The following is a 25,827-nucleotide window of genomic DNA, read 5'->3' as shown; positions in this document are numbered from 1 at the left end:
TCATATGGAGAAGTATATAAAAAGAAGGAGAGACGCATTTCTGTGTCATGATCCTTCTTTTTCATTTTGTAAATTTTCTGCAGCCTTACGATTAGGATACATCTTAAAGCGCTGTAATTATGCAGGATTTCTTATAGAAAGCAACGCCATATCCGAGAATATCCTCATATCCCTTCTTCTGTAAGCCCTCAATATATTTCATGTCTCTTATCTGCCTGCAAGCTTCTTCCGATAGCTTCTGCAAATCCTCCTCCTGCTTTGCGACCTTCAATTCCAGTACCACACCTCTAGACATCCGGCTGAGTGGAAGGATTGCTATGTCAAATCTACCAAGTCCGGCTTCCCCATTGGACACTGTCTGATATTCACTCAGCATTCCTATTAACAGACCGTGATAGAATTTTTCGTCATAATCAAAATAACTGATGGATTGAAACAGGATATTGTTTAGAATATCTGCTGCCTGTATTAGATCTTCCTTCATCAGAGCCTCCACAAAGGAATTGCCGCTGTGCTCCACCTGCTCGTCAAACCATTCACTGAATATGGACAGAAACACCCGCTTAATTTCCTTGTTTGGTATCATTAACTGATAAATCCGCTTATCTTCATCCAGACAGCGGATAGCCTTTAAGTAGCCTGTATACAACAAAAAGCTGTATACATTACTGATCTGATCCATCTCCCTGTAGGTTATATCATCCTTAATTGCCTTTTCAATCATTCCTCCAGCTGCCAGAATATCAAATTCATCCCGCATTTTTGGGTTCGCTTCTTTTATGTAACGGTAAATGATATCATTACCGCTAGTATTCGCCCAGAAGGATTCCGGCTCCCTTCTGCTTGTATTCGCTAATTTATCCACATACATCAAGGCACTCCATGGATTGTAGATATCACAGCCACCGAATTGATAACCATCATACCATTCCTTCATTTGCTTTTGGTAATCCTTCCGCTGATAATCCTGCAGCATCATATCAATTTCTGGCTGCGTAAAGCCAAAGCGCTGATTGGAGATTTCATCGAAAATAGAAACCACCCTAAAATTGTTCAGACCGGTGAAAATTGACTCTTTTGCGATTCTCAAACAGCCTGTGAGCACCCCTTTTTCCAACGCATCATTTGTCTTAAAAGCTGCACTGAATACATTTCTGAGAAAATTCACCATCTCATCATAATACCCATTCAAATAGGCATTCTGTAAGGGAACATCATATTCGTCAATCAGAAGAATGACCTTTTTCCTATAATGATGATATAGACAGCTCACAATGAATTTTAAGGCATTTTGTAATTCTACTTCATTTTGTACACCCCGATACAATCGTGCAATTCGCTCTTTTTCAATGCTATTGATGTTATCGCTGGTTAGAAGCTCCTGATGATTACTTATAATTTCCTGAATCAATAAGGAAAACATAACCAGCTGCTTATCGAAGGAGCTGTTTTTCATATCCTTTAAGGTTATAAAAATTACCGGAAACTGATTCTGATATGAAACTACATCCATGCACTTTGATATTTCAAGCCCATTAAAAAGATAAGCATTTTCTTTCTGCCTAATGGAAAAGAAATAATAAAGCATACTCATGTTGAGAGTTTTGCCCGCTACTAGCGCGCCTCTTGTCGGATACCAAAGGTATCGACACTATTTCGGTGAAATCGGCGGGGTCTTGTATATAAAATTACTTTTTCATTGCATACATCTTGGATAAACATTGTTTTATCAACATAATAATAGTTATGATCAATCAATTCCTTAAAGTTCTCAATTCCAATCGGCAATCGCTTCATAAGATCAGCTCCTCATCTCTAGGTGTATTATAACAGTCTTTAGATGCAGATAAAAGGGGAAAGAGGTGATATGTAGCGCAATTATATACTCTCTTTCCTTAACAACTGGATGCCTTCAGCATCCTTGCGTCTGCAGGCTACACAAACTTCTGATAGGCAAAAAATTGTTAACGTTATACAGGAAATGAAGGTATTAGATGTACAGCAAGCTGATAGCAGCTAAAGGAAGATTTCGGTAATTATCATGATTTTATTCTGGATGAACACCACGGTTTTATGCATCTGCATGACATTACTTTATTTGCATTTTGGAAATATGGAAGGAATGTCCGTTATCATTCAATGGAAAACTGCTTTTTTTCAACTTGTGAAAGCAGCTTGCGTATCATGCGGATTCGTTGTAAACTTAGGACATATACAGGAGGTAAGCTATGGGCAATTTTACATTCTATGCACCTACGCGCGTTTTTTTCGGACGCAAGGAGGAGGAACGCATCGGGACTATATTGAAGCAGGAGGGCTGTCATAAGGTATTGGTGCACTATGGCGGACAAAGTGCTGTGAACAGCGGTCTGCTTTCACGGGTTTTAGAAGCGATAGAAAAAGCAGGAATCTCTTATGTCACTTTGGGAGGTGTTGTACCGAATCCGCAGCTATCCAAAGTGCGGGAAGGAATCGAGCTGGCAAAAAAGGAACAGGTTGATTTCATCCTTGCCGTGGGAGGAGGCAGTGTGATTGATTCTGCCAAGGGTATTGGCTATGGTGTTGTGAATGAGGGTGATGTCTGGGAGTATTATGCGAGAAAGAAGAAGGTCACAGGCTGTCTGCCCATCGGGGCAATTTTAACGATTGCGGCAGCTGGCAGTGAAATGAGTAATTCCAGTGTGATAACCAACGAGGACGGCTGGCTGAAACGGGGACTTAGCTCTGATTATGGACGCTGCCGGTTTGCAGTCATGAATCCGGAGCTGACAATGACGCTTCCGTACTACCAGACGGCAAGCGGATGTACGGATATTATCCTGCATACGATGGAACGCTATTTCATAAAAAAGGATATGATGGATATCACTGATGGTTTTGCGGAAAGTCTGATGCGTACGGTGATGAAGCATTCACGCATCCTGATGAAGGAGCCGGACAATTATGAATCACGTGCTGAGGTGATGTGGGCGGGAAGCCTGTCCCATAATGATATCACCGGAAGCCGCGGCTTTGGAGACTGGGCGTGTCATCAGCTGGAGCATGAGCTGAGCGGTATGTTTCAGGTAGCCCATGGCGCAGGGCTGGCAGCAATTTGGGGCAGCTGGGCACGTTATGTCTATAAGGAACAGCCATCACGTTTTGCACAATACGCCAGAAATGTTATGGGCATCAGCGAAGAAGATGATACAGCCTGTGCACTTGCAGGAATTGAGGCAACAGAGCAATTCTTCAAAGAAATCGGGATGCCGACATCCATACATGAAATGGGAATTGATCTGCAGGAAGATGATATCCGTAAGCTGGCGTGGAAGTGCAGCTTTGAGGATGAACGAACCATTGGTTGTTTCCGTGTTTTGAACAGACAGGATATGGAAACCATCTACCGTATTGCCAAATAACATAATAAAAAGCTGATTTATAACTAGACGAAGACTCTAACTGTCTATGACATGAATCAGCTTTTCGTATGCTTCTAAAGACTTTATCAGCGTAGGGTAAGATACCATCATACAAGATATTCCAAAACCCTTTGCTTGGAATGATAATAGTTCCAAGCAGCATATAGCGGCAGTTAGTTAAGGTCTGGACAAACAACATGATAGCAACTTCCATCCCTGCTTCGTGTTAACAGGCCGTAATCTACCAGATACCGGCGAAGCTCTACAAAATCCTCATACATGGGCTTTAAAATTGCATTCAGCTCCTGCTCGCTGAGCGCCTGATCGGGAAGTTGCGCTGCTGCCAGGGTCAGTATCATATACCGCGGCTCCTGTTTCCTTGGTATCTGATGAATGTGAAAAGGCATCTTTTGATAAAAAGTGTCCAGATTTTTGTTTTTCATAAACAATTCTCCTTTCTGTTTATTAAAAAAATAAACTATAGTGAAATAATAGCAGCTTTTGTTTATAAAATCAATAAACAAAAAGAGGAAATGCCTATTTTATTTCCTCTTTATACAATATTTCTGAATGCTGGAAATCAAATCCATATAAGAAGTGTTGTTTTCATCATAATTCTCTATCATCTTTGTCAGCCTGCGAACGATGCTCCCCTTGGTTACCTTCTCCTTTACAGTGAGCTTTACCTGTCCGATAGCTTCATCCTCCATTTCAAAGATGGTTTGCGTTATATGCATATTGCTTTGCGCAAAGGGATAACGCTCCATGACGATGCGGTTTTCCTGTACATCGGTAAAATAAAACTTCATCAGATACTGATTCCCGTAATCCTCGATCCAGCTTTTCTCATCCAGCTTCTGATATGCCTCATATTTGCGTATATTACAGGTTTCCGGATGCAGAATAACAGATGCAAGCTGTTGCTTTGTATAAGGCAGAATTTTACTGTTTTCACTTTTCTTCATATTATGATACCTCTCTTGCGTGTGATATAGTATAATGTAACACGAAATGATAAGAAAGAAAAGATACAGAATGTCATGGAAATGGAAATAACGCCAGTTTCCTGTACAGACTGCTTTGCGCAGGTATTGTATTGTGAATGTGAAATATGAACAGGTGGAAAGGAAGCATAAGGCAGTAGGACAGGCTGTTATGGTTCTTATCCATTATTGAATAAGATGCGAAGGTATAGGAAAAAAGCAGGATTATGTATATTGTATAACTCTGCCTTGTCCACAGGCATTTGTATTCGGTGATATGCAAAGTGGTAGGAAGTGCTGTTATTTTTGCATTTCTTTCAAAGGTGCAGTGTGTCAGGAATTTGTATACAAAGATTGATAAGCAAGGAGGGATGTCCATGATGAAAAAGCTATAGAAGCAGAATTTCTGGCTTCTGGCAGCGTTAGGAGTTTATGCACTGATCAGCTTTTATGTCTACCGGCAAAGTGGGATTTTTATTCACCGGGCAATCGTATGGAATGTGTTTCTAGCCCTTTTATCCTATCTGTTCATGACATTGTTCTTTGCCGCATATGAGCGAAAGAGCACACCGGGCATGGTGATGGCCTTTCTTTGCTGGCTGCTGCTGTTTCCCAATGTGCCGTATCTGATTACGGATTTCATACATATCTCACCCCTGACCTTTTATATTTTTCAGGAAAGTGGAAGCATTTATGTGCGGGAGCTTCTCCCCTGGCTGGAGCTGCTGCATCTGGCAGTTGGTATATTCTTTGGAATTTTAAGCGGCTACCGCTCCTTTTATCTACTGCATGAATTTACTGCACGACATATCGGACAGCTTCGTTCCTGGATCATTGCAGCCCTTATCTGTCTGGTGAGCAGCTATGGCGTTTACCTGGGAAGATTTCTGCGGCTGAACTCATGGGACATCATGCATCCCTCTTCTCTCATCGAAAAAATCATACAGGGCAGTGATACGTTTAGTCTGCAGTTTACGCTGGTATTTTTTCTGTTTCTGTTTGTGACCTATGGTCTGTATTATTTCTGCTTTCATAAAAAAATAGGAGGAACGCATCATGAAGACACTATATGTCAGTGACCTGGATGGAACCCTGCTCAACAGCGATACAAGGCTATCCGATGCCACGATAAAAACAATCAATGCTTTAGTAGAGGAGGGGATGCATTTCACCTTTGCCACAGCACGCTCCATCACATCAGCTTCTCTGGTATCCAAGGGCCTGCAGCTCAAAACACCGCTGATTGTATATAACGGGGTGTATCTGCTGGATCCGGATACCTACAGGATTTTATATTCCCATTCGTTTTCCAAACAGGATGCGCAGGAAATTCTAAGCTATCTGCTGGAGCATGAGATGATTCCCTTTGTCTATTCGTATATCGACGGTGTGGAGCGTGTCAGCTATATGGAGCAGGGGATGCATGAGGGCGGTATATATTATATGGAATCCCGTCCATATGATAAACGCTTTCGCAAAGTGGAAAGCACAAGGGAGCTGCTGGATGGAGATGTGTTCTACTTTACCTGTATTCATGACGGGGAATTTCTAAAGCCGATGTATGAGCATCTGGAGGAAACAACCGATTATGTCATAATTTATCAGCAGGAGCTGTATCGAAAGGAATACTGGCTGGAAATCATGCCGGGCGGTGTTTCAAAGGCGCAGGCAATATTGGAGCTGAAGGAAAGGGGCGGTTTTGAAAGGGTCGTATCCTTTGGCGATGCAGTCAATGATATAGCAATGTTTCAGATCAGTGATGAATGCTATGCGGTGGAAAATGCCATAGACGAGCTGAAGCATCATGCGACAGCGGTAATCGGTGATCATGATGAGGATGCTGTGGCATTGTGGCTGAAGGCCCATTATAAAAAAGAAACAGGAGGAAACGGTGATGTATAAACTGATCGCATGTGATTTGGATGAAACGCTTTTGAATACGGATAAGGAAATCTGTTCACGAAATATAGAGGCGATCAAACGTGCTGAGCGTGACTATGGTGTACGCTTTGTGCCTGCAACCGGACGGGGCTATACCTGTATCGATAATGTGCTGCATACACTGGATGTTTTTGATGCAAGCCATGAATATACCATTTCCAATAACGGCGGGGTTGTGACAGAAAATAAAAATTATCGAAAGCTGTCCTTTCATGAGCTTTCCTTTGAACTGGCAGAGCAGCTGTTTGCCTTCGGTATCAAACAGGATGTATGTATCCAGATTTTTACTGCGGAGGATGTTTATGCCTTTCATTTGAATGAGGATGAAAGAACGTGGCTGTTTTCCTTTAAGTCGGATTCGATTGTGTGTGAGGAAGCTACCATAGCGTTTTTAAAGGGAACGCCGATTACCAAAATCCTGTTTCAGAATACGGACATTCCTTATCTGCATACACTGGCGGAGCAGCTGCATGACATAACGGATAACCGAGTGGCTGTTTCGTTCTCCAGCAACCGCTATCTGGAGCTGAATCCGTTTGGCGTGGATAAGGGGCTGGGCTTGCGTGATCTCTGTGAGCATCTGCAAATCGATCTATCAGAAACGATTGCGATCGGTGATAATTTCAATGATATCGGAATGCTGCGGGAAGCCGGCCTGTCTGCGGCTGTTGCGAATGCAGTCCCTGAAATCAAGAATATGTGTGATTACGTATGCAAGGCGGATCATAATGAGGGGGCTGTCGCGGAGGTTATAGAGCGTTTTATCTTTTCTCATACGGCTGTATGAGTGTGAAGAATTTTGTCTGAATATCCTTTCTTTCCCATAATAGAATCGTGATTTAACTTCTTTTTCAGGAGACTGTGAATACATTCATATGGTGAAGGATTGGATTTTTCTTGTTCATAACCGCTTTTTACAAGGCTGTCTTTTTCTTTTTCGCTCTTTTAAATCACATGGATTTCTTGTATAATGTTACCTAAGTATTGAGGGGTGTTTGAAATTGGAAGTAGTGGAAAATAGATTTCGGAAGGGGATGCAGGATGGCGTGCCGATCGGGCTTGGCTATCTGTCTGTATCCTTTACGTTTGGGATGATGGCGGTATCCAATGGAATCCCTGTTGAAGTGGCTGTTGTGATTTCTCTGACAAATGTGACAAGCGCCGGACAGTTTTCCGGACTGACACTGATGCTGGCTCATGGTTCGTATGTGGAGCTGGCACTATCGCAGTTTATTATCAATTTACGTTATGCACTCATGTCCTTATCCTTAACACAGAAGGTTGACCGTCATATGAAAACGCGGGAGCGTGCGTTGATTGCCTACGGGGTTACCGATGAGATATTCGCCCTTGCCAGCAGTACATATGAGCGTGTTGGAAAATGGTACATGGCAGGACTTATTGCCTTTCCGGTGTTCTGCTGGACGCTGGGGACCTTTTTGGGAGGTGCTGCCAGCACATTGCTTCCGGATGCTGTGCGAAGTGCTTTGGGTATTGCGATTTACGGGATGTTTCTGGCAATCATCATACCTCCCGCAAGAAAGCTTCGCTCCGTACGTATCGTTTTGATTCTTTCCGTCCTCATGAGCTGCCTGTTTTCCCTCCTGCATGAGGTTGTGGCTGTCAGCTCCGGTTTTGTTATTATCCTGTGTACCATAACGGCAGCCGCCTTTGGCGCATGGTTTTTTCCGGTAGAGGAGGTGCAGCATGACTGAATATCTTCCCTACATCCTGGTGATGGCAGTTGTTACGTATCTGATCCGTATGCTGCCACTGACATTCTTCCAGAAGGAAATTAAAAGTCCGTTTATAAAATCATTTTTATTTTATGTACCCTATGCGGTTCTTGGAGCCATGACATTTCCTGCAATATTTACAGCTACCGGACACACATTGGCAAGCTGTGCCGGCTGTCTTGTCGGATTCCTGCTGGCGTATAAGGGAAAAGGGCTGCTAAGTGTAGCAGTTGCCTCCTGTATTACTGCTTACATAGTAGCCTGTATAGTATCGTAGGCAGATGACGGCATCTACACTGTAAGCTTAACGTGCCTTTCTGTATTTCTGATCGTAATAAAACAGGCACAGCATCTTAAACTAATGTGATGCTGTGCCTGTTTTTGCATGTGTGAAATATGGGCCATCCTCATTTACAGTTAAGAAACTAAGTGGCACCATAATGCGTTTGTTCCTGCTTCAGTAATTGTTCCGCATACTCATTGATCATTTCCTTATGCTTATTATTCAGCTTTATAACCTTCTGATATATGATGTGATCCAGTTGACTTGCATTATCTTTTTTCAAATCAAGAACGATGCGAATATCCAGATGCAGCAGCTGTACAATAGCTACCAGATCATATATATGCGGGGTTCTGTGATTTAGGATAAAACAGCTCATTGTCTGTGGAGAAACATGAATCGCCTTTGCGACCTCCTTTTGTGTCATGTTGTTCAGGACGATACCTTCCTTGATGGCACCGCCAATATCGATAAACATTTGGTTTTTCTTCATAACTTCACCTACTTGTACTCTTTCCAACCCCACCGGCATTATTATAAATGATAAATTTATGTATAATGGAAAAAGTAAACAAATACGGGATTTTTTTTATGAAAAAATAAGGGTTTTAAAAGTTACATATATAAATGTGTTATAAAGGCCCAGTTTAATAGAATTTAACTGCATAGTACAGCATGAGGTGGAAAGAATGGAACCTAAAAGAGAAGATGTCATACTGGCATATCTGACACTGTTGCTTGTATTGCTGATTGGCTTGCTTATGGTATGGGTGGTCGCAATGCTTTTACGCTGAAAAAAGGAATGGAGCATTTCCATTCCTACATAGCATCAGATGCTGTAACCACCGTCCAAGGGAATACATGCACCATTGATATAGCTGCCTGCAGCACTGCACAAAACCAGAAGCAGACCATCCAAATCCTCCCAGGTTCCCCAGCGTCCTGCCGGGATATCCTGTAATATGGATACATCATCCTGCTGTCCTTCACCGCTTTGCAGCTTGTTTCCCTCATTCATGAAGCCCAGTGTGATTGCATTGATTTGGATATTCTGTCCTGCAAATTCATGTGCCATATATTTTGTCATCGCCTCGACAGCACCCTTGCTTGTAAAATAGGCACAGTATTCATTTGTTCCATAGGGCAGTATTCCGGACGCATTGATGATCTTACCTCCATGCCCTTGACTGATATACTGACGTATTACCTCCTGTGATAAGGTGAATGCAGCCGTCACATTGATATCCAGGGCACTTTGAAATGCCTGCCTGCTGATTTTCAGGGTGTCCTCCTTTTTTAGAATCCCTGCAAAGTTCAGTAAAATATCCACATGACCATAGGCCGCAAGCACCTCCTTCATGACCTCATGAATACTGCCGGGCGTCGTAAGGGATACCGTTAGGGAATGATAGCTTCTTCCCAGTGCCTCAACCTCTTTTTTCAGTGCGGAGTCATCTCCGATACTGACACCGAATATATCTGCACCATATCTGGCCAGTGTGCGTACACAGGCATATCCAAGACCCTGTGAACAGCCGCTGACCAGGGCAACCTTTCCAGCTAGCTCTAATTTCATAAACAACAACCTCCTGTCATCCTTAGTATGCCATGCAGGCAACTTCATAAACCTGTTCCTGCTAAAAGAAAATAACTTTTCAGAAACAGGAAAGGGTTTTCATGATATACTGAGAGTAAGAAAGGGGGAATCGTCATGAAGGTTGTATTTCTTGATATCGACGGTGTACTATACCCCTGTTTTTCCAGAAGAACCAAATGCTTTGATGCGGAAGCTGTCCGCTTGAGACTTCACAGGGACGGAATATCCACGAAAGGTATATCCGATTGGGATGTGTGCAGCGTTGCGTGCGGGTTTCAGAAGGAGGCGGTGGAACGGCTGCGCAGACTATGTGAGCAATGTGATGCCCGTATCGTTTTGGAAACCTCATGGAAATGTATGCGGAGTCTGGAAGAAATGAAGCGGCTGTTTTCATTATGGAGACTGGACAGCTATATAGAGGATATGACAGATAATGAGGAAATGTTTTTTAAGGAAGGGGCGATTCAGCGATATTTACAGGCTCATCCAGAGGTGGAAAGCTATGTCATACTGGATGATATATCCATGCGGAAGGCATTTCCTGAGCATGATGTTGTTACACCGGATATCTTTGATGAAGAAAGTTACCGGCAGGCAGTGCATATACTGATGCAGACGACAAAGGAGTATCGTTCATGAATGTAATCTTTCTTGATATTGACGGTGTTTTGATGCCGCTTGGCTCCCATGAATATTTACGCAGTGATGCACAGGCGTTAAAGGCCTTTTATGTATCACAGGATAAACGCTTTGAAAAGGTGAATGCATATGATATTGCGGCGGTGGATCTGGACTGGTATCCACGGGCGAGCAGCTATATCCGTACACTGGCAGAAGCCTGTCATGCATCCATCGTGCTGACATCATCATGGCGGATTCACCGTTCGCTGGATACCCTGAAGCTTCTGTTTTCTCTGCATGGACTGGATCGATATCTGGTGGATGTAACGGTGGATACTGGAGATAAGGCAGAGGAGATTCAGCTGTATCTGTGGGGATATCCTGCCATCAGACGCTATGTGGTCATAGATGATATGGATATGAGGCGCAGCTTTCGTAATCATGCGGTACATGTACGGGATAAATATTTCAATGAGGAAAACCTGAAGGAGGCAGTTTCTATTCTCTTGGATACTGACTCGAATACGGTGGTTGAAGATTAAGAGCTTTCAAATTCTGTTGTATTCCAATGGATTGAAAAGTCTCTTTTTTTTGCCGCATCGGAAAGCAGGAAACTTCTATTATCTCTATTAGGTTCTAACTCATTTTAAGGTACAAGAAGGAGATGAGATACAAAAGAATCAATACTTATCGATTCCTTTGCACTTCACGATTTCCATATACCCGGAGTCGATAAAGAATCGCTATGATAGGGATAGCGCCTTTCTATTGACAAGTACTATATAATATAGTAGTATAAAGTAAAGAGGTGATGTTGTGACATCTTCCATTGATTTGATTTTGCTGGGCATGGTATACGAACAGCCCCGCAGTGCTTATGAAATACAAAAGCATGTAGAGTACCGCAATCTCGCACATTGGGTGAAAATCAGCTCCCCATCGGTTTATAAAAAGCTGCGAGTGCTGGAACAGAAGGGGTATCTGGATGTGAAACGGCAGAGGGATGGCAATATGCCGGAAAAAAGCATATACGCTATCAGCGAACAGGGAGTGCAGTATTTCCATGAGCTGATGAAGGAAATCAGCGGGCAGCCGTTTGATATCCTGTTTGATTTCAATGCCGTGGTTGTCAGTCTGAATAAGGTAAGCAAAGAGGAAGGGATGCAATGCGTTTTGCGGATTGCGGAAAATATGGAGCAGAGTGAACGCTATTTGCGAAAGCAGCAGGCGGCGCGCAGTGAAATACCTTATGTAGGCAGGAGTATTCTGGATCAGCAGCTTCGTGTATGTGAAACACTGCGTCAATGGTGTGATGAGCTGAAAGAGGAGCTGCAAAACAGTGACGGTTTGGAAAAGATGAAGGAGCTTCCGTAGCGAAGCGGAAAGGAGAAGTATGTGTTCATCAAGATGTGGTGTTGATTGTACGCAATGTGAAAGAAAGGAAGAGGTGCATTGTCTTGGCTGTAATGCCATGACGCTGCCGTTTTGGGGCAGTCCATGCGAAGTGAAAGCATGCTGTGAGAGTAAGCAGCTTTTGCATTGTGGTGTATGTGAGGAATTTCCATGTGAGATGTGTGCGAATATGGGGAAGGATAAGGGCTTTGATCCGGCACCCAGACTAGCGAATTTAAAAGCATGGGCGAATAAGAAAATAGCTGGATAGAAGCTGTCCACAATTCAACAGCTGCATATCAAGCTGCGTGCCTGGTAATAAATATGAAAAAGGGATAAAGGAGAATTTCGTTATTGTCAATAAGGGGCTATTTCCCTGTAGAAATTTGCCGGCTTCACTCCTTGATGCTGTAGGAATACATAGACATCATGCAAATTCCCAACATCTCGCTGCTTGTAAGCTGCCTTAATCCTTTCTTGGCTGTGTCAGGTAAGGACATAATGTATCATTCCCAATTGGATAATGTATTGCAGAGGGGTGATTTCCTTTGATAAAAGAAAAGGGCGCGCTGAGGATAGCTGCTGAAAAGTAATTTTATAAATAGCGCAGCACGTGAAAGCAATCGTTTCATGAAAATCGTAGAAAGGAAGAACTTGTTTTCCTATAGCTTTATGTTATGTGGACATAAAAAATAGATATCTAAATATCGAAGGGATAAAAAAATAGACGATTCGATCGTCTATTTTTTAGCAGCCTACGCTGATGCTTTTTCTTTGCGTACACTTTCTGCCTATAACATTTTTGTCCATTAGAAATATCTCTGCTTCGTGTCACGCATATTTGAGCTGCTATCTATTTATGAAACATCTGCGATATGCATTAGCTTAGAACGCTTTTTCAATATGCATCCTCATGAAGATTCTGCTTCAGTATATTCAGAAATTCAGAAAGGCTTCCTGCATGAAACAGTAGCTCCTGCAGCGGGGCATTATGCGTCATCGCGACAAAGGTATCATACAGCTTTTCAATATCCTTTTTGGCATCATCCGCAAGTCCCAGCAGAAGGATGATCTGTGCACTGTCTTTTTCGGACCAGGCGATAGGCTTCTGCAGAACACCGACTGCGATTTTGCTTTTCAGAGAACACATAACAAGGGGATGGGGAATGGCAACCACGCCGTCCATTGCGATTGATATACGCTGTTCCCGCTCCAGGACACTGGCTTCAAAATCGTCTTTTATACATTGCTCCTGATGAAGCATCGTACATAGGGTATGAATGATTTCCTCCTTGCTGTTTGCGGTTGTATTGATAAACAGCTGCTCATCAAAAAACTGTGTGATTTTATCAATTGGATGCTGTTCATCCATCGTGATAGCTTTCGCCACGTTTTCAATATCCCTTCTGGATAAGGGGATATCCACAACGACAACTGGCAGCGTCACCTGCTTGAGGGCAACGGTGGAAATCACCATATCAGCCTCATGAAGCTTGCTTTCCCCGATTTCATGGGAGGGATATCTGCCGATAATTTCCAATGTTTCCTTAAACAGGGTATTCAGCTTAGAGGCAAGGAAGCTGCCTGCCGCATAACCGCTGTCATAGACAATGACGGCTTTTTTATGCTTCAGGTATCGGGAATCAAAATAACGCTCGATCGCTGCGCCGATATGCAGGGAAATATATCCGATTTCATCCTCGCTCAGCTCAAACGGCTCATTCGCAAATGCCTGCTTGATTGCCGTTCCGCTGATTTCATAGGCTAAGATATAATTGTTGCGAATCGTATTCAGCAGCGGATTCTTTTTGTTTAGATTATAATATCTGGCATTCAGAATCGACTGCAGATGATGCGTCAGATCATGCTCCAAAATCAGGTCTGCGCGTAAATCAAAGTGATAGGATTCAAAGATGCATTCCAGGATATTTGCGACCAGGCTGTGGATATAATCTGTATTTTTCTGTGCATCCAGAAGCTCATTCGTATTCGATACATAGTGTGAGTAGATATAGTTTTTTTCATATTCATTAAAGACTATGTGAAAATCACGTTCAATTCCGTGAATCAGAGGATCCAGCAATGTACTGAGCGCTTCATGATCCGGTATTTTATACTCCTCAATCGGCTTGGATACAAGCAGTCTGGAAATGGACAGTGCGATATGCAGAATGAGATTTTTCAAATTATAGTCAGAGAAATGCAGGTCATTTTCCCGATTGAATTCCATAACGATATCCTTGATCTGTTCCAGATTGACATGGTTCAGCAATGCTGTCTGCTCCTGAGAAAAACGAAATTCGTAATGCTGGTAATTGGTTGTTATCAGATCGATGATACATCGACGCTTATCAGCCTCTTCGCCGGTTACGATATAACCGAGATTCGCCTTTGTCTGAAGACTGAGCTGATATTTGGACAAAATCAATCGAATCGTTTTCAGATAATTGATAATGGTGTTGATGGATACAAAAACCTCATCTGCCAGCGTATCCTGTGTGAGATAGGTATTGGCATACAGCATCTTGATAATGATGTGGTTTATTCGTTTATCAGCCGAGTCCATCAGCTTTTCATCCTCATCCATCAGCATATGCTCCAACAGCGTTCTCGTTTGTTCGTCTTTGATCTGCAAAGCATAGCCCTGACCGCGCTTCATGATAATTTGGGCATCATAGACAGAAAGCTCGTTGTTCAGGTTACGGATATCACTGCGTAGTGTCCGTTGGGAAATGTGGAGATGCCTTGTTAACGCAGATGGTGAAGTATAATCCTTGTGCGACAGAATATAGTCAAGCAAATTCTGTAATCGTGTGTATTGAAACAAGATTATCCACCTCCTTATCCTACGCTAAGCTCCCTCCCCCGGTACTCTTATTATATAGATTTTAAAACACAGAAGCAATACAAGGCTTTGCCGTTTCCTTTGGCGAAGCGGCACGAAGTAAATCATAAGCTGCAGCCATTTGAAACGGAAACTGCTGCTGAAGCTGTATGGATTCGGCTGCCATTTCATATGGAAAACGGTTGTCTTTCCTTTTGTGATATCTGTGAATTACAATGGAGACAGAAATTGAAAGAGATTTCAAGGCAGTGTTGAGACGCTGCATGAGAGGAGGATTTACAATGAGTAAAATTAGAGTAGGTGTTATCGGTGTAGGACAGATGGGAACATATCATGCCCAGATTTACCAGAAGCTGCCACAGGTGGAGCTGTGCGCTCTGTGTGAGTTTAATGACAGCCGCAGAAAGGAACTGGAAACAGAATTTCCAGGTATTGCACTGTACAAGGACTACAAGGAGCTGTTGAAGGATGAATCTATAGAAGCGCTGAGTATTGTTCTGCCGGATAATCTTCATCGAGAGGCTGTGGAGCGATCAGTACAGGCAGGCAAACATATTCTGCTGGAAAAACCACTGGCGAAAGAATTGGAAGATGGAAAAGCCTTATATGAAATCACGAAGGATTATGATAAAGTATTTACAACAGGCTTCCTGCTTCGCTTTGATCCGCGCTTCGCTATGATTAAGGAGAGACTGGAAAGTAATGAGCTGGGGGATATCATTCACTGTTATGTCAGAAGAAACAGTCCAATCATCGGGCCGAGACGTTATATCGGCGCAAGTGATTTGAGTATGCATGTTATGATTCATGATATTGATTATATCAACTGGTGGATGGATTGCCAGCCGGTGAAGGTGTTTGCGAAAAACCGCAGTGTTCTGTTGAAGGAAAACGGAATGAATGATGTGATCTATGCATTGGTTACCTATGAGAACGGAGCTGTCGCATGTATGGAGGCCTGCTGGACACTGCCAGAAAATTCCCCGACGATCATTGACGATAAGGTGGAGCTTGTCGGTACAAAGGGGGTTGCCTATGTGGATTCCTGTGATTACGGCATCCGCTTTGTTACAGGACAGGGCGTTCAGTATCCGGACAGTCGTCACTGGTATTATGTAAACGGTGAGGTATGCGGTGATTTGGCAGAAGAGGTCATGGCTTTTGTGAACAACGTTGCGACCAATACAAAATCTGTCATTACGCCGAAGCAGTCCTATGATGCATTGCGTGTTGTAGATGCAATCGAGCGTTCCATTAAAGAAGGAAAAGAAGTCGTGCTTTCATGATCGCTTTCCCTCATAAAAAGGGTGTCGTGATATTTCCTTATCATAAAAAGCGCCGAATCATGAGCTGTTTTGCTGGCTATGTGCCCGTCTGTAGGTTATGAAAATATTCTGAAGCAGTAAGGACGAATCATAAGGGATCTTCCTTATATAGCTAACCTTGTAGAACAGAGCCATTTATGAAGATAGGTAGTCATGAAACATACGATATATGTTTATCAAAAAAGCTTCAATTATATAGAAGAGGAGAATTAAACATGTCAAAAGATGTATCTTTGCGTGTGAAGGCCCAGCGCTTTGGCGGAAAACTCAGTGCCATGGTGCTTCCGAATCTGGGAGCGTTTATGGGCTGGGGGATTCTGACAGCATTGGGAATCTGGCTGTCAAACGATATGCTGAAGGCCTTTATAACACCGGTACTAACGTACCTGCTTCCGCTTTTGATCGCAATTTCCGGGGGGAAAATGATATATGGAGAAAAAGGAGCTGTCATTGGTGCTTTTACCACGATGGGGGTTATCATCGGTGCAGATATTTCCATGCTGCTGGGAGCCATGATTATCGCTCCGCTGTCCGCATGGCTGCTGAAAAAGCTGGATGCTGTGGTTGAACCGTTTATTCCCGTAGGCTTTGAGCTGCTGATTGGAAATCTGACGGTTGCTGTTCTGGGGGCTGCTATCGCGGTGATTGGCTGTGTCTGGCTTGCTCCGGCAATCACATCGCTGTCCGCTGTATTCTCTGCCGGCGTTTCGACACTGGAAAATAATAACCTGCTGCCACTGACAGCTATCTTTATTGAGCCTGCCAAGGTGCTGTTTCTGAACAATGCCATCGGTCAGGGAATCCTGACACCGCTGGGTACCACACAGCTGAATGAATTTGGTAAATCAGTCCTGTTTTTGTTGGAATCTAATCCCGGACCTGGACTTGGCATTCTGCTGGCATACTGCTTCTTCGGTAAGGGGAATGCAAAAGCAAATGCCTATGGGGCATCTGTGATCCATTTCTTCGGTGGTATTCATGAAATCTACTTCCCGTTTATCTTGATGAATCCCCTGACCGTGCTGGCAGCGATTGCCGGAGGCATTACCGGAACCTTCCTGTTTACACTATTCAATGTTGGTCTTGTGGGGGTCAGTTCACCTGGCAGTATCATCACGATTATGATGATGGCCTCGGCTGGAGATCAGCTGCTGATTCTGCTTGCAGTGCTGGCTTCAACCGCAGTGAGCTTTCTGGTCGCCTCTGTGATCGTGAAGCATTCTAAGCAGAATGATGAGGATGTAAATAAAAACCTGAAGGAAGCTGCGAAGCAGATGGAATCTTTAAAAGGAAAGAAATCACGCATTTCCTCTGTATTTGAGGAAAAGGAGGCTGTGACAGATTTCCATGCGATAAAACGTATTGTGTATGTATGTGATGCCGGGATGGGTTCTTCTGCCATGGGCGCGAGTGTGATTGCAAAGCGACTGCGAAAGGCAGGAATCACGGATATCACGGTTGAACATGCCCGTGTAATGGATTTGCCTGATGCCAAAGCGGATCTCATTGTGACCCATGTCTCCCTGAAGCAGATAGCGCATGAAAAGCAGCCGGATATCGAAATCATATCGATTGAGGATTATCTGAATGCACCTGAATATGATGAGCTTGTAAACAAAATCAAAGCAGCGAGATCATAATGCTGGTGAAAGGAATCTGAAAGCATTTAAGGATTCCTTTTTTAAAAAGGAGGGGTTTAATGTTAAAGGCGCTCGTATTTGATTTTGATGGTGTAATCGTCGATACAGAAACACAATGGTACTATATTTACAGGGATTGGCTGAAACGGATGTATCATTATGATTTAAGCATACAGGATTATCTGGTATGCGTTGGCTCCAGCAGTGAACGGCTGTTTGCCTTTCTGAAGCAGGAGCTTGGTACGGATGAGGAAATCCGCAAATTTGAGAAACAGGCGATGACTGAATTTATCCAGCGTACGCAAAATCTTCCGGCGATGGAAGGCGTGCGGGAGGTGGTCATAGCGGCTAAGGCAAAAGGACTACAGCTGGCGATTGCGACATCTGCGACCAGAAAAAAACCGCTGGTGCATCTGGAGCGTCTGCAGCTGCTGGAATATTTTGATGTATTCTCAACAGCGGAATTAAGCCGGCATATCAAGCCTGCACCGGATATATTTTTAAAAGCCGCAGAGCTTCTTGGCTGCTCCAGTGCAGAATGCCTGGCGGTAGAGGATTCCCGCAACGGTCTAATTGCTGCCTGCCAGGCCGGGATGCCGTGTCTGATCGTACCGAATAAAATAACAGAATCCAGTGATTTTACAGGCTGTTATCGTAAACTTTCCTCTTTAAAGGATCTGAAGCTGGAGGAACTCATTGCGGATTTTCAATTCTCATAACAAAGGAGAAATAACATCATGTTAGAACATATAAATGAAGAAAATGTCGATGTCAGGGTACATGCGGCAGATTGGGAGGATGCAATCCGCATATCCGCACAGCATTTGCTGGAAACCGGAAAAATAGAGGAGCGCTATATCGGTGCAATGATTGATGCAGTACACCGCGTAGGTCCTTATATCGTATTGGGAAATCATGTCGCTCTGGCTCATGCCAGACCGGAATGCGGTGTCAATGAGCTGTCTGTTCATTTCACCACATTAGAGCCACCGGTACCTTTTGGGAGTGAAAAATTTGATCCTGTATCGCTGATTATCACACTGGCTGCTGTTGATGCCGATAGTCATTTGGAGCTGATTAGTGAGCTTGCGGACATCCTGATGGAAGAGGATCATGTAGAGCGGCTTTCAAACAGCGCAACAAGGCAGGAATTTATAAGACTGCTGCAGGAAATGAGGGAGGACTAGCCATATGATTATGACATTTGATATCGGCGGTACCTCAATCAAATATGGACTGATGATTCTGAAGGACAAGCATCCCGAGTTTCTGATGCAAAAGGAAATAAGCAGTGATGCCAGAATTGTAAAGGGGCCGGGGATTTTGCAGAGGGTTATTGATTTGACAGCGGATGCGATGCAGCAACAGGTTATCGAGGGTATCGCAATTTCAACAGCGGGGATGGTGGATACAGAGAAGGGCTGCATTCAATATGCGAATGATAATATTCCAGAGTATACCGGATTGCAGTTTAAGAATGTACTGGAGGAGCGGCTTCATATTCCCTGCTGGGTGGAAAACGATGTGAATGCTGCGGCTCTGGGAGAATCGGCCTTTGGTACCGGAAGAGGTGCTGCCCATGTACTGATGCTGACGATTGGTACAGGAATCGGAGGAGCAGTAGTGATTGATCATGCCATTTACCACGGAAGCAGTGGAAGTGCTGGAGAAATTGGTTACATGTGGGTGAAGGGACATCATTTTCAGGATATTGCAAGCACGACGGCACTTGTTCAGCGCGTACAATCACAGACGAGCGAAGCTAACCTGAACGGGAGAATGATATGTGCACGGGCAAAGCAGGGAGATGCTGTGTGCATGCAGGCTGTTGAAGAGCTGTGCAGCAATATCGCAATCGGTATCAGCAGCTGCCTTTGTATGATAAATCCACAAATCGTCATACTGGGAGGTGGCATCATGACACAGAGGGAGCTGTTTGCACCGCTGATAGATAAGTATTTGAAAATGTACGCGAATGAAGAAATCTACCGTCATACAAAGCTTGCGTTCGCTCAGTTGGGAAATCATGCGGGAATGGCAGGAGCATTCGCCTATTGGATGGATAAGGAAGGTATCCCCTATGCGGAAAGCGATTGAAAAAGGAAGAACTAGCTGTTTGTACTGCCAGAAGCCAAAGCAGTTGAATGGAAGATAAAAGCATCACCACCTGCTTATCATCGCTAAGGTGTGTTCTTCTGTTTGTTTTTGATAAAATCATAATAGCTGCATTTATGACAAGAAAACCGGAGTATATCACATTGCAAGCTGTGTATATCCGGTTTTTTCTTATTTGCGACTTGCTTACAGGCCGTTTTTATGAACCTCATATGCTTAGCAAATCGCTGTATTTCCACAATACTTCAGGTATCTGTGTTCCGAGTAATTTAATAAACCTTACTATGTTTGTAAATCGTATATAGACAGCTGTTCTTCGATTGCTGGTAGGATCGTATACCTAGACAGGAATTTATTATATAGCTTCATCTATTACATCCATGCGTATGTAGGTAACATATTGCGTATAATCCTTTTGTGCGATATCCGCAATCAGATATTCCTCATAAGCATAGGGGCCGATGGTTATGCCATGCTTATTCGCATACTCCAGCATGTGCTCATAGGTTTTATGGATAGTGTCGTAGCTCCCCTTATGCCATGCGCAAAGATACCTTCCCTGCGTTCGGATATGCGTGTTTTGATGGATATCCTTTTCAATCTTCATAAACAGATAGGAAAAATTCAGGTAATCCCGGTTGCGTATCGTATCCGTTTTGATCATACAGCCAACCGATTCCTGCACAAGTACATTATGCTCCTTGCAGAAGCTGATATATTCCTCCATAAAGGAGGCAAAGCTTCGGTTGGTGGCATTTTCCAAATCATCGCTGCAAAGAAGGATTTCCCTAGGATAGCTGCGTATGCAGATAGCATCCTCCTCATGCGTTACCGCAAACAATGTGCTCTCCTTCATGTAGACCATCATCCGCTTTAAAGCCAGCAGCTTTTCAATTTCTCTGTCCACCTCGTCAAACTTATCCTCCAGCAGCTGTAAAAACAGACCGGGACTGCGCTGTTCCAGATATACCTTGATATCCTTTAACGGCATTCCCATTTTCTTCAGCTTGGTGATGACAGAAAAGGTATCGTACTGATGATAGGAATAATAACGGTATCCGTTCTCATTGATCATCACCGGCTTGAAAAGACCGATTTCATCATAATGAAACAGCACATGCTTCTCCACACCGCAGATTTTTGCAAACTGCCCGGCTGTCAGATATTTCTTTTCCATATCTCTATTCTCCTCTTGACTATAAGGTTACCTTATAGTTTATGATAGTATAGCTCACGAACTACGTCAAGAAAGGAAGGGATATTTTGAAACTTATTTTGCATTATCTGAAACGATATAAAAAACTATGTATCATCAATGTCATCTCTGTTTTCGGATTTGCATTGGTGGAACTTGGCATCCCTACCATTATTGCGGATATGATTGATGTCGGTGTGATGAACTCCGATACCGATTATATTATCCGTATGGGATTTGTCGTCCTGCTGATTTCCCTGATCGGTGTCAGTATGACGATTCTTCTCGGGTACTGCTGTGCCAGAATTTCAACGGCGATTACCAGAGATATCCGAAATGATATTTTTGATCATGCCCAGCGCTTTACAGCGTATGAATTTAACCGGTTTGGAATTTCATCCATGATTACCCGAACCAACAATGATGCTTTTCAGATTCAGATGTTCGTCAATGTGCTGCTGCGTACTGCATTGATGACGCCGATCATGTTCGTTGCGAGTATTATCATGACGGCAAGGGCATCACTGCCTCTAAGCGGCATTATTGTGGCAACAATTCCACTCATTATCATTGGAGTTTTCGTCGTAGCGAAAATCAGTAAGCCGATTTCAGAAAATCAGCAGGCATCTTTGGATTGCCTGAATCGTATTTCCCGTGAAAATCTAAGCGGAATCCGCGTCATCCGTGCATTCGACAACGATGCCTATGAACAGCAGCGCTTTGATGAAACAAATGCAAAATTCACAGGCTATTCCAAAAAGCTGTTCAAGCTGATGATGATGACCTCACCGATTTTTTTCCTGCTTATGAATGTGGCAGGACTGTGCATTTACTGGGTGGCATCCTTACTGATTCAGGGAGGCTCTCTGCCGCTTGGTCAGCTGGTGGCCTTCATGGATTACCTGTTTCACGCCATGTTCTCCATCATGCTGTTCTGTACGGTCTTTATGATGTATCCGCGTGCCGAGGTCAGTGCCAAGCGTATTGAAGCGGTATTTGATACTGTGCCGCTGGTACACAATGACGGCAAGCAGCTGGATGGAAATCAGGAAGGTACGATCTGCTTTGATCATGTGACCTTTGTATATCCGGATGGAGAGGAGCCTGTCTTAAAGGATGTCAGCTTCTCTGCGAAAAAAGGAGAAACGATCGCCTTTATCGGAAGCACCGGCTCGGGAAAGAGTACGCTGGTTAATCTGATTCCGCGCTTTTATGATGTCAGTGAGGGCAGCATCCGCATTGATGGTGTGGATATCCGCGAGTATGATGTATATGAACTGCGCTCACGCCTTGGTGTGATACCGCAAAAGGCATTTTTGTTCAATGGAACAATTGCGGATAATATTCGCTTTGGAAAACCGGATGCCACTGAGGAAGAAATTATACAGGCTGCGAAAACAGCACAGGCATACGATTTCATTATGGAAAAGGAGCATGGCTTTGAAGAAGAAATCACCGAGGGTGCGACCAATGTATCCGGAGGACAGAAGCAGCGCCTATCCATTGCCCGTGCCCTGGTACGCAAGCCGGATATTTATGTGTTTGACGATTCCTTTTCTGCCCTGGACTTCAAAACGGATGCCACCTTGCGAAAGGATTTGAAAAAGGTAACAGCAAATTCCATCGTTATGGTTGTGGCGCAGCGTATCTCCAGCATTATGGATGCAGACCGCATTGTTGTCCTGAATGAAGGAAATGTAATCGGTATGGGTACACACCGTGAACTGCTGAAGAGCTGCGAAATCTATAAAGAGATTGCATTGTCTCAGCTAAGTGAGGAGGAATTGGCACATGAATAAGAAGCTGTCATCACTCACACGCATTATTTCCGGTTTAAAACCGTTTATTGCCCCATATAAGTGGGAATTTCTGGGAGCTATCCTGATGGTCATCATCAGTGTCGTTACCATGGTCAGTGCACCGAGTGTGGAGGGGATGATCACCACACAGCTCGCAAATGATATCAGTCTTGCCGAGCGGATTGGCAGGCTGCAGGTCAACTTCAATGAAATCACAAAAATTATGCTGATTCTGGCTTTTATCTATCTGGTAAAAACGCTGTCGCAGGTATTCGCTGTTATCTGGCTCACAAACGCTATTCAGCATGCGATGCAGGATTTAAGAAATGCACTGCAAAGTAAAATCCGCCGTCTGCCGGTACGCTATTTTGACAGCCACCAGTTCGGTGATGTGCTGAGCCGGATCACCAACGATGTGGATGCCATCAGCAATGCTCTGCAGCAGAGCTTTGTCAACGTGGTAACCGGAGTTTTAACAATTCTTCTGGCACTTACTATGATGATTCGCATTCATGTTCTTATGGCATGTATTGCGTTTATGATCATTCCGCTGTCATTACTGATTACGGTCTTTATCGTCCGTCATTCCCAAAAGCGCTTTAAGGCGCAGCAGGATGCTCTGGGTGCATTGAATGGCGCTATTACAGAGCTGTATACGGGTTACAATGAAATTCTGTTATTCAATAAGCAGCAGGAATCTATTGAAAGATTCCGGAAGCTGAATGAGAATCTGCGGCAGAATGCCTGTACGGCACAGTTTGTGTCCAGTACGATAGGCCCGCTGAATGCGTTGGTTACGTATTTAACGATTGGCGGTGTTGCAGTTGTCGGAACGATTCAGATCATTCACGGAAATCTGAGCGTCGGAAACCTGCAGGCCTTTGTCCGCTATATCTGGCAGGTCAATGATCCGCTTTCCCAGATTTCCTCCCTGTCCGCTCAGATTCAGTCTGCCTTTGCGGCAATCGAGCGTGTGCTGGAAATACTGAATGAGGAGGAGGAAGTCGCAGAGCTGAGCCCTGCAAAACAAATTGAACATGTAAAGGGGAATGTTTCCTTCTCACATGTGCGCTTCGGTTATGGGGAAGAGCCGTTGATGAAGGATCTCAATGTCGAAGTAAAAAGTGGGCAGATGGTCGCTATTGTCGGCCCGACAGGAGCGGGGAAAACGACCCTGATCAATCTGCTGCTTCGGTTCTATGATGTAAACGGGGGAAGCATCTGCATTGACGGTGTAGACATCCGCGATATGAAGCGGGGAGAGCTGCGGGATCTGTTTGGTATGGTACTGCAGGATACCTGGCTGTTTTCCGGAAGTATTTACGACAATATCCGTTACGGGCGTCTGGATGCGCGCAAGGATGAAATCATACGCGCAGCCAAAATGGCAAATGTACACCACTTTATCCGTACACTGCCCGATGGCTATCATTCCGTTATCAATGAGGAAGCTAACAATATTTCACAGGGTGAAAAGCAGCTGCTTACCATTGCCCGTGCGATATTGAAGGATCCGCAGATTCTGATTCTGGATGAGGCAACCTCCTCCGTCGATACCCGTCTGGAGAAAATGCTGCAGGAGGCAATGCACCGCGTCATGGAAGGAAGGACGAGCTTTGTAATTGCCCACCGTTTGTCCACTATACGCAGTGCTGATCTGATTCTGGTTATCAATAACGGGGATATCGTGGAACAGGGAACCCATGAGGAGCTGATGAAAAAGCAGGGCTATTATGAAAAGCTGTATAATTCACAGTTTGCACAGAAGGGTGTATCTTCTGAGCTTTCCTAATTGCATAGTACTGTACAAAGGGCAGTTATAGCAGTAAACTGCCTGCATGATAAAAAAAGAGATTTCACGGTCTGTAAGCAGCTGTGAAATCTCTTTTCCTATACATAGAATGTTTCATAAGGATGAACGAACATCTTGGATTTTCCAATTATTAAGCGATATGCTCCTTCAGCTTTTTCTGAAGCTTACGGGCGTGCTCCACCATGTTATGATATTCCATATTTCCGCGTATGAGCACCTGATCATTCATTTGGATATCCTCATACCCATCCTTTAACTGAACACGTAAAATGATATTAACCTGTTCATTGGCATTAGCAATGCTGCTTGTCACAGCGTTGGTAAGTGCATTTGCCACGGTAGCGCCTGCTTTTTTCAGCACCGGATGAATCCGTACCTCACTGCTGCATATATCCTGCAGTGCGACCCTTCTGCCGCTTTTCACAAATACAACCGTGTCGTTTTCAATCTGCATAAAATCACTGAACTTCATAGCATACCACCTCCTGGTATTATTGATTACTATCTATAATATAACACAATAATGGAGATTCAGGCAGTAAAAAGTAAAAGATGACAGGATTTTGGAAAGATTCTATGTAAAAAGGTTTTGCCTGCTTGTAAGTGTGAATAAAATACGGTATAGTAATGGAAGAAGAATTATATAGATAGAAAACACAGGAGGTGCTTTTCACGGTAATTGACAATCGTTTTTTTTCATTAGGAACCTTTTTTGTATTTTCAACATATAATTGCATAAGCTATTAAAAAGATAATGGAGGAATCAATGAATGAGAATCAAGAATGACGATGTTCTGGCACATTTGCGCAGTTTTGGCTTTACTTTGCAGGAAAGCAATGCTCAGGGGTTTGTCCGCTGGCAAAAACGCATTGGAGATATGCTCGTGACAATCGCGAACGGACAGTTTGAAAATAAAATCCGCGTATCTCTTTTACAGGATGCTGAAGGATGCATCCGTACGTCCTATAAGGATATCCTTGCATATACAGAGCTGATTTGCTCACTGCAGGATGCCGGTCTGACAGGAATGAGCCAGGACTGCACCTGTTATGCAGATGAGGATACCGTAGAGCCTATGGAGAATCCGCTCATTTCCTTTCCGAGAAAACCGGAAGGCTTTATGGCACAGTAAAGCATAGT

Annotated in this window: 26 protein-coding genes and 1 pseudogene; 18 read left to right on the top strand and 9 right to left on the bottom strand. The window is 43.7% G+C overall.

Annotated elements, in window-relative coordinates; translation table 11 throughout:
• Window positions 1-103: 103 nt before the first annotated feature.
• Entirely contained in the window at window positions 104-1,594 is a 1,491-nt protein-coding gene (locus GKZ87_16270; GenBank protein QSI26930.1) for an AAA family ATPase, read from the bottom strand.
• Between the two features lie 20 nt (window positions 1,595-1,614).
• Entirely contained in the window at window positions 1,615-1,797 is a 183-nt protein-coding gene (locus tag GKZ87_16265; protein ID QSI26929.1) for an AAA family ATPase, read from the bottom strand.
• A 431-nt stretch (window positions 1,798-2,228) separates the two neighbouring features.
• Here GKZ87_16265 and GKZ87_16260 point away from each other — a divergent pair, with 431 nt between their 5' ends.
• Complete coding sequence (locus GKZ87_16260; GenBank protein QSI26928.1) at window positions 2,229-3,401, top strand: iron-containing alcohol dehydrogenase; 1,173 nt, start codon at window positions 2,229-2,231, stop codon at window positions 3,399-3,401.
• 173 nt (window positions 3,402-3,574) lie between these two features.
• On the opposite strand, the gene GKZ87_16255 is transcribed toward GKZ87_16260, so the two are convergent.
• Window positions 3,575-3,844 carry a DUF2087 domain-containing protein gene (locus GKZ87_16255; protein QSI26927.1) on the bottom strand — a complete coding sequence of 90 codons (270 nt, stop codon included), beginning with the start codon at window positions 3,842-3,844 and terminating at the stop codon, window positions 3,575-3,577.
• Window positions 3,845-3,943: 99 nt separating this feature from the next.
• Window positions 3,944-4,366 (bottom strand): hypothetical protein, encoded by a 423-nt coding sequence (locus GKZ87_16250; protein ID QSI26926.1) that lies wholly within the window; start codon window positions 4,364-4,366, stop codon window positions 3,944-3,946.
• A 395-nt stretch (window positions 4,367-4,761) separates the two neighbouring features.
• On the opposite strand from GKZ87_16250, the pseudogene GKZ87_16245 reads away from it, so the two are divergent.
• The 5 genes and pseudogenes from GKZ87_16245 (at window position 4,762) to GKZ87_16225 (ending at window position 8,338) form a co-directional block, all read left to right on the top strand.
• Window positions 4,762-5,463: pseudogene (locus GKZ87_16245) on the top strand (DUF1361 domain-containing protein).
• Entirely contained in the window at window positions 5,441-6,286 is an 846-nt protein-coding gene (locus tag GKZ87_16240) for a Cof-type HAD-IIB family hydrolase (protein QSI26925.1), read from the top strand. Before GKZ87_16245 ends, GKZ87_16240 begins: the two are co-directional and overlap by 23 nt.
• The gene (locus GKZ87_16235) at window positions 6,279-7,112 is read left to right on the top strand and encodes a Cof-type HAD-IIB family hydrolase (protein QSI26924.1); all 834 of its coding nucleotides are present in this window, start codon (window positions 6,279-6,281) and stop codon (window positions 7,110-7,112) included. Before GKZ87_16240 ends, GKZ87_16235 begins: the two co-directional genes overlap by 8 nt.
• Before the next feature lie 208 nt (window positions 7,113-7,320).
• The gene (locus GKZ87_16230; GenBank protein QSI26923.1) at window positions 7,321-8,040 is read left to right on the top strand and encodes a branched-chain amino acid ABC transporter permease; all 720 of its coding nucleotides are present in this window, start codon (window positions 7,321-7,323) and stop codon (window positions 8,038-8,040) included.
• Entirely contained in the window at window positions 8,033-8,338 is a 306-nt protein-coding gene (locus GKZ87_16225) for an AzlD domain-containing protein (GenBank protein QSI26922.1), read from the top strand. Before GKZ87_16230 ends, GKZ87_16225 begins: the two co-directional genes overlap by 8 nt.
• 148 nt (window positions 8,339-8,486) lie before the next feature.
• On the opposite strand, the gene GKZ87_16220 is transcribed toward GKZ87_16225, so the two are convergent.
• Window positions 8,487-8,837 carry an XRE family transcriptional regulator gene (locus tag GKZ87_16220; GenBank protein QSI26921.1) on the bottom strand — a complete coding sequence of 117 codons (351 nt, stop codon included), beginning with the start codon at window positions 8,835-8,837 and terminating at the stop codon, window positions 8,487-8,489.
• A gap of 336 nt (window positions 8,838-9,173) precedes the next feature.
• Window positions 9,174-9,920 (bottom strand): SDR family oxidoreductase, encoded by a 747-nt coding sequence (locus GKZ87_16215; GenBank protein QSI26920.1) that lies wholly within the window; start codon window positions 9,918-9,920, stop codon window positions 9,174-9,176.
• Window positions 9,921-10,055: 135 nt separating this feature from the next.
• Here GKZ87_16215 and GKZ87_16210 point away from each other — a divergent pair, with 135 nt between their 5' ends.
• From GKZ87_16210 to GKZ87_16195, 4 genes are all read left to right on the top strand, one after another.
• Complete coding sequence (locus tag GKZ87_16210) at window positions 10,056-10,580, top strand: hypothetical protein (GenBank protein ID QSI26919.1); 525 nt, start codon at window positions 10,056-10,058, stop codon at window positions 10,578-10,580.
• A complete protein-coding gene (locus GKZ87_16205) occupies window positions 10,577-11,104 on the top strand; it encodes a hypothetical protein (protein ID QSI26918.1) in 528 nt (175 codons plus the stop codon). Before GKZ87_16210 ends, GKZ87_16205 begins: the two co-directional genes overlap by 4 nt.
• A gap of 274 nt (window positions 11,105-11,378) precedes the next feature.
• Window positions 11,379-11,936 (top strand): PadR family transcriptional regulator, encoded by a 558-nt coding sequence (locus GKZ87_16200; protein QSI26917.1) that lies wholly within the window; start codon window positions 11,379-11,381, stop codon window positions 11,934-11,936.
• Window positions 11,937-11,955: 19 nt separating this feature from the next.
• On the top strand, window positions 11,956-12,225 hold the full coding sequence (locus tag GKZ87_16195; GenBank protein ID QSI26916.1) for a DUF3795 domain-containing protein: 270 nt from the start codon (window positions 11,956-11,958) through the stop codon (window positions 12,223-12,225).
• Between the two features lie 627 nt (window positions 12,226-12,852).
• On the opposite strand, the gene GKZ87_16190 is transcribed toward GKZ87_16195, so the two are convergent.
• Window positions 12,853-14,787, bottom strand: a complete 1,935-nt coding sequence (locus tag GKZ87_16190; GenBank protein ID QSI26915.1) for a PRD domain-containing protein — start codon at window positions 14,785-14,787, stop codon at window positions 12,853-12,855.
• Window positions 14,788-15,080: 293 nt separating this feature from the next.
• Between GKZ87_16190 and GKZ87_16185 the strand changes: the two genes are divergently transcribed.
• From GKZ87_16185 to GKZ87_16165, 5 genes are all read left to right on the top strand, one after another.
• Window positions 15,081-16,085 (top strand): gfo/Idh/MocA family oxidoreductase, encoded by a 1,005-nt coding sequence (locus GKZ87_16185; GenBank protein QSI26914.1) that lies wholly within the window; start codon window positions 15,081-15,083, stop codon window positions 16,083-16,085.
• A gap of 254 nt (window positions 16,086-16,339) precedes the next feature.
• Complete coding sequence (locus GKZ87_16180) at window positions 16,340-17,764, top strand: PTS mannitol transporter subunit IIBC (protein QSI26913.1); 1,425 nt, start codon at window positions 16,340-16,342, stop codon at window positions 17,762-17,764.
• A gap of 59 nt (window positions 17,765-17,823) precedes the next feature.
• The gene (locus tag GKZ87_16175) at window positions 17,824-18,483 is read left to right on the top strand and encodes an HAD-IA family hydrolase (protein ID QSI26912.1); all 660 of its coding nucleotides are present in this window, start codon (window positions 17,824-17,826) and stop codon (window positions 18,481-18,483) included.
• An 18-nt stretch (window positions 18,484-18,501) separates the two neighbouring features.
• Window positions 18,502-18,951 (top strand): PTS sugar transporter subunit IIA, encoded by a 450-nt coding sequence (locus GKZ87_16170; protein QSI26911.1) that lies wholly within the window; start codon window positions 18,502-18,504, stop codon window positions 18,949-18,951.
• Window positions 18,952-18,955: 4 nt separating this feature from the next.
• Window positions 18,956-19,861: an ROK family protein gene (locus tag GKZ87_16165; protein QSI26910.1), complete on the top strand. Its 906-nt coding sequence runs from the start codon at window positions 18,956-18,958 to the stop codon at window positions 19,859-19,861.
• 373 nt (window positions 19,862-20,234) lie between these two features.
• On the opposite strand, the gene GKZ87_16160 is transcribed toward GKZ87_16165, so the two are convergent.
• Window positions 20,235-21,056 carry a MerR family transcriptional regulator gene (locus GKZ87_16160; protein QSI26909.1) on the bottom strand — a complete coding sequence of 274 codons (822 nt, stop codon included), beginning with the start codon at window positions 21,054-21,056 and terminating at the stop codon, window positions 20,235-20,237.
• A gap of 86 nt (window positions 21,057-21,142) precedes the next feature.
• Here GKZ87_16160 and GKZ87_16155 point away from each other — a divergent pair, with 86 nt between their 5' ends.
• On the top strand, window positions 21,143-22,873 hold the full coding sequence (locus GKZ87_16155) for an ATP-binding cassette domain-containing protein (protein QSI26908.1): 1,731 nt from the start codon (window positions 21,143-21,145) through the stop codon (window positions 22,871-22,873).
• The gene (locus tag GKZ87_16150; protein QSI26907.1) at window positions 22,866-24,665 is read left to right on the top strand and encodes an ATP-binding cassette domain-containing protein; all 1,800 of its coding nucleotides are present in this window, start codon (window positions 22,866-22,868) and stop codon (window positions 24,663-24,665) included. The genes GKZ87_16155 and GKZ87_16150 overlap by 8 nt, the downstream gene beginning before the upstream one ends.
• 151 nt (window positions 24,666-24,816) lie before the next feature.
• On the opposite strand, the gene GKZ87_16145 is transcribed toward GKZ87_16150, so the two are convergent.
• A complete protein-coding gene (locus GKZ87_16145) occupies window positions 24,817-25,158 on the bottom strand; it encodes a Tat (twin-arginine translocation) pathway signal sequence (GenBank protein QSI26906.1) in 342 nt (113 codons plus the stop codon).
• A 298-nt stretch (window positions 25,159-25,456) separates the two neighbouring features.
• On the opposite strand from GKZ87_16145, the gene GKZ87_16140 reads away from it, so the two are divergent.
• Complete coding sequence (locus GKZ87_16140; protein QSI26905.1) at window positions 25,457-25,819, top strand: hypothetical protein; 363 nt, start codon at window positions 25,457-25,459, stop codon at window positions 25,817-25,819.
• Window positions 25,820-25,827 lie beyond the last annotated feature (8 nt).

The sequence above is a fragment of the Erysipelotrichaceae bacterium 66202529 genome (assembly GCA_017161075.1).
GTDB lineage: Bacteria > Bacillota_I > Bacilli_A > Erysipelotrichales > Erysipelotrichaceae > Clostridium_AQ.
This window is presented reverse-complemented; position numbering and strand designations above follow the sequence as displayed.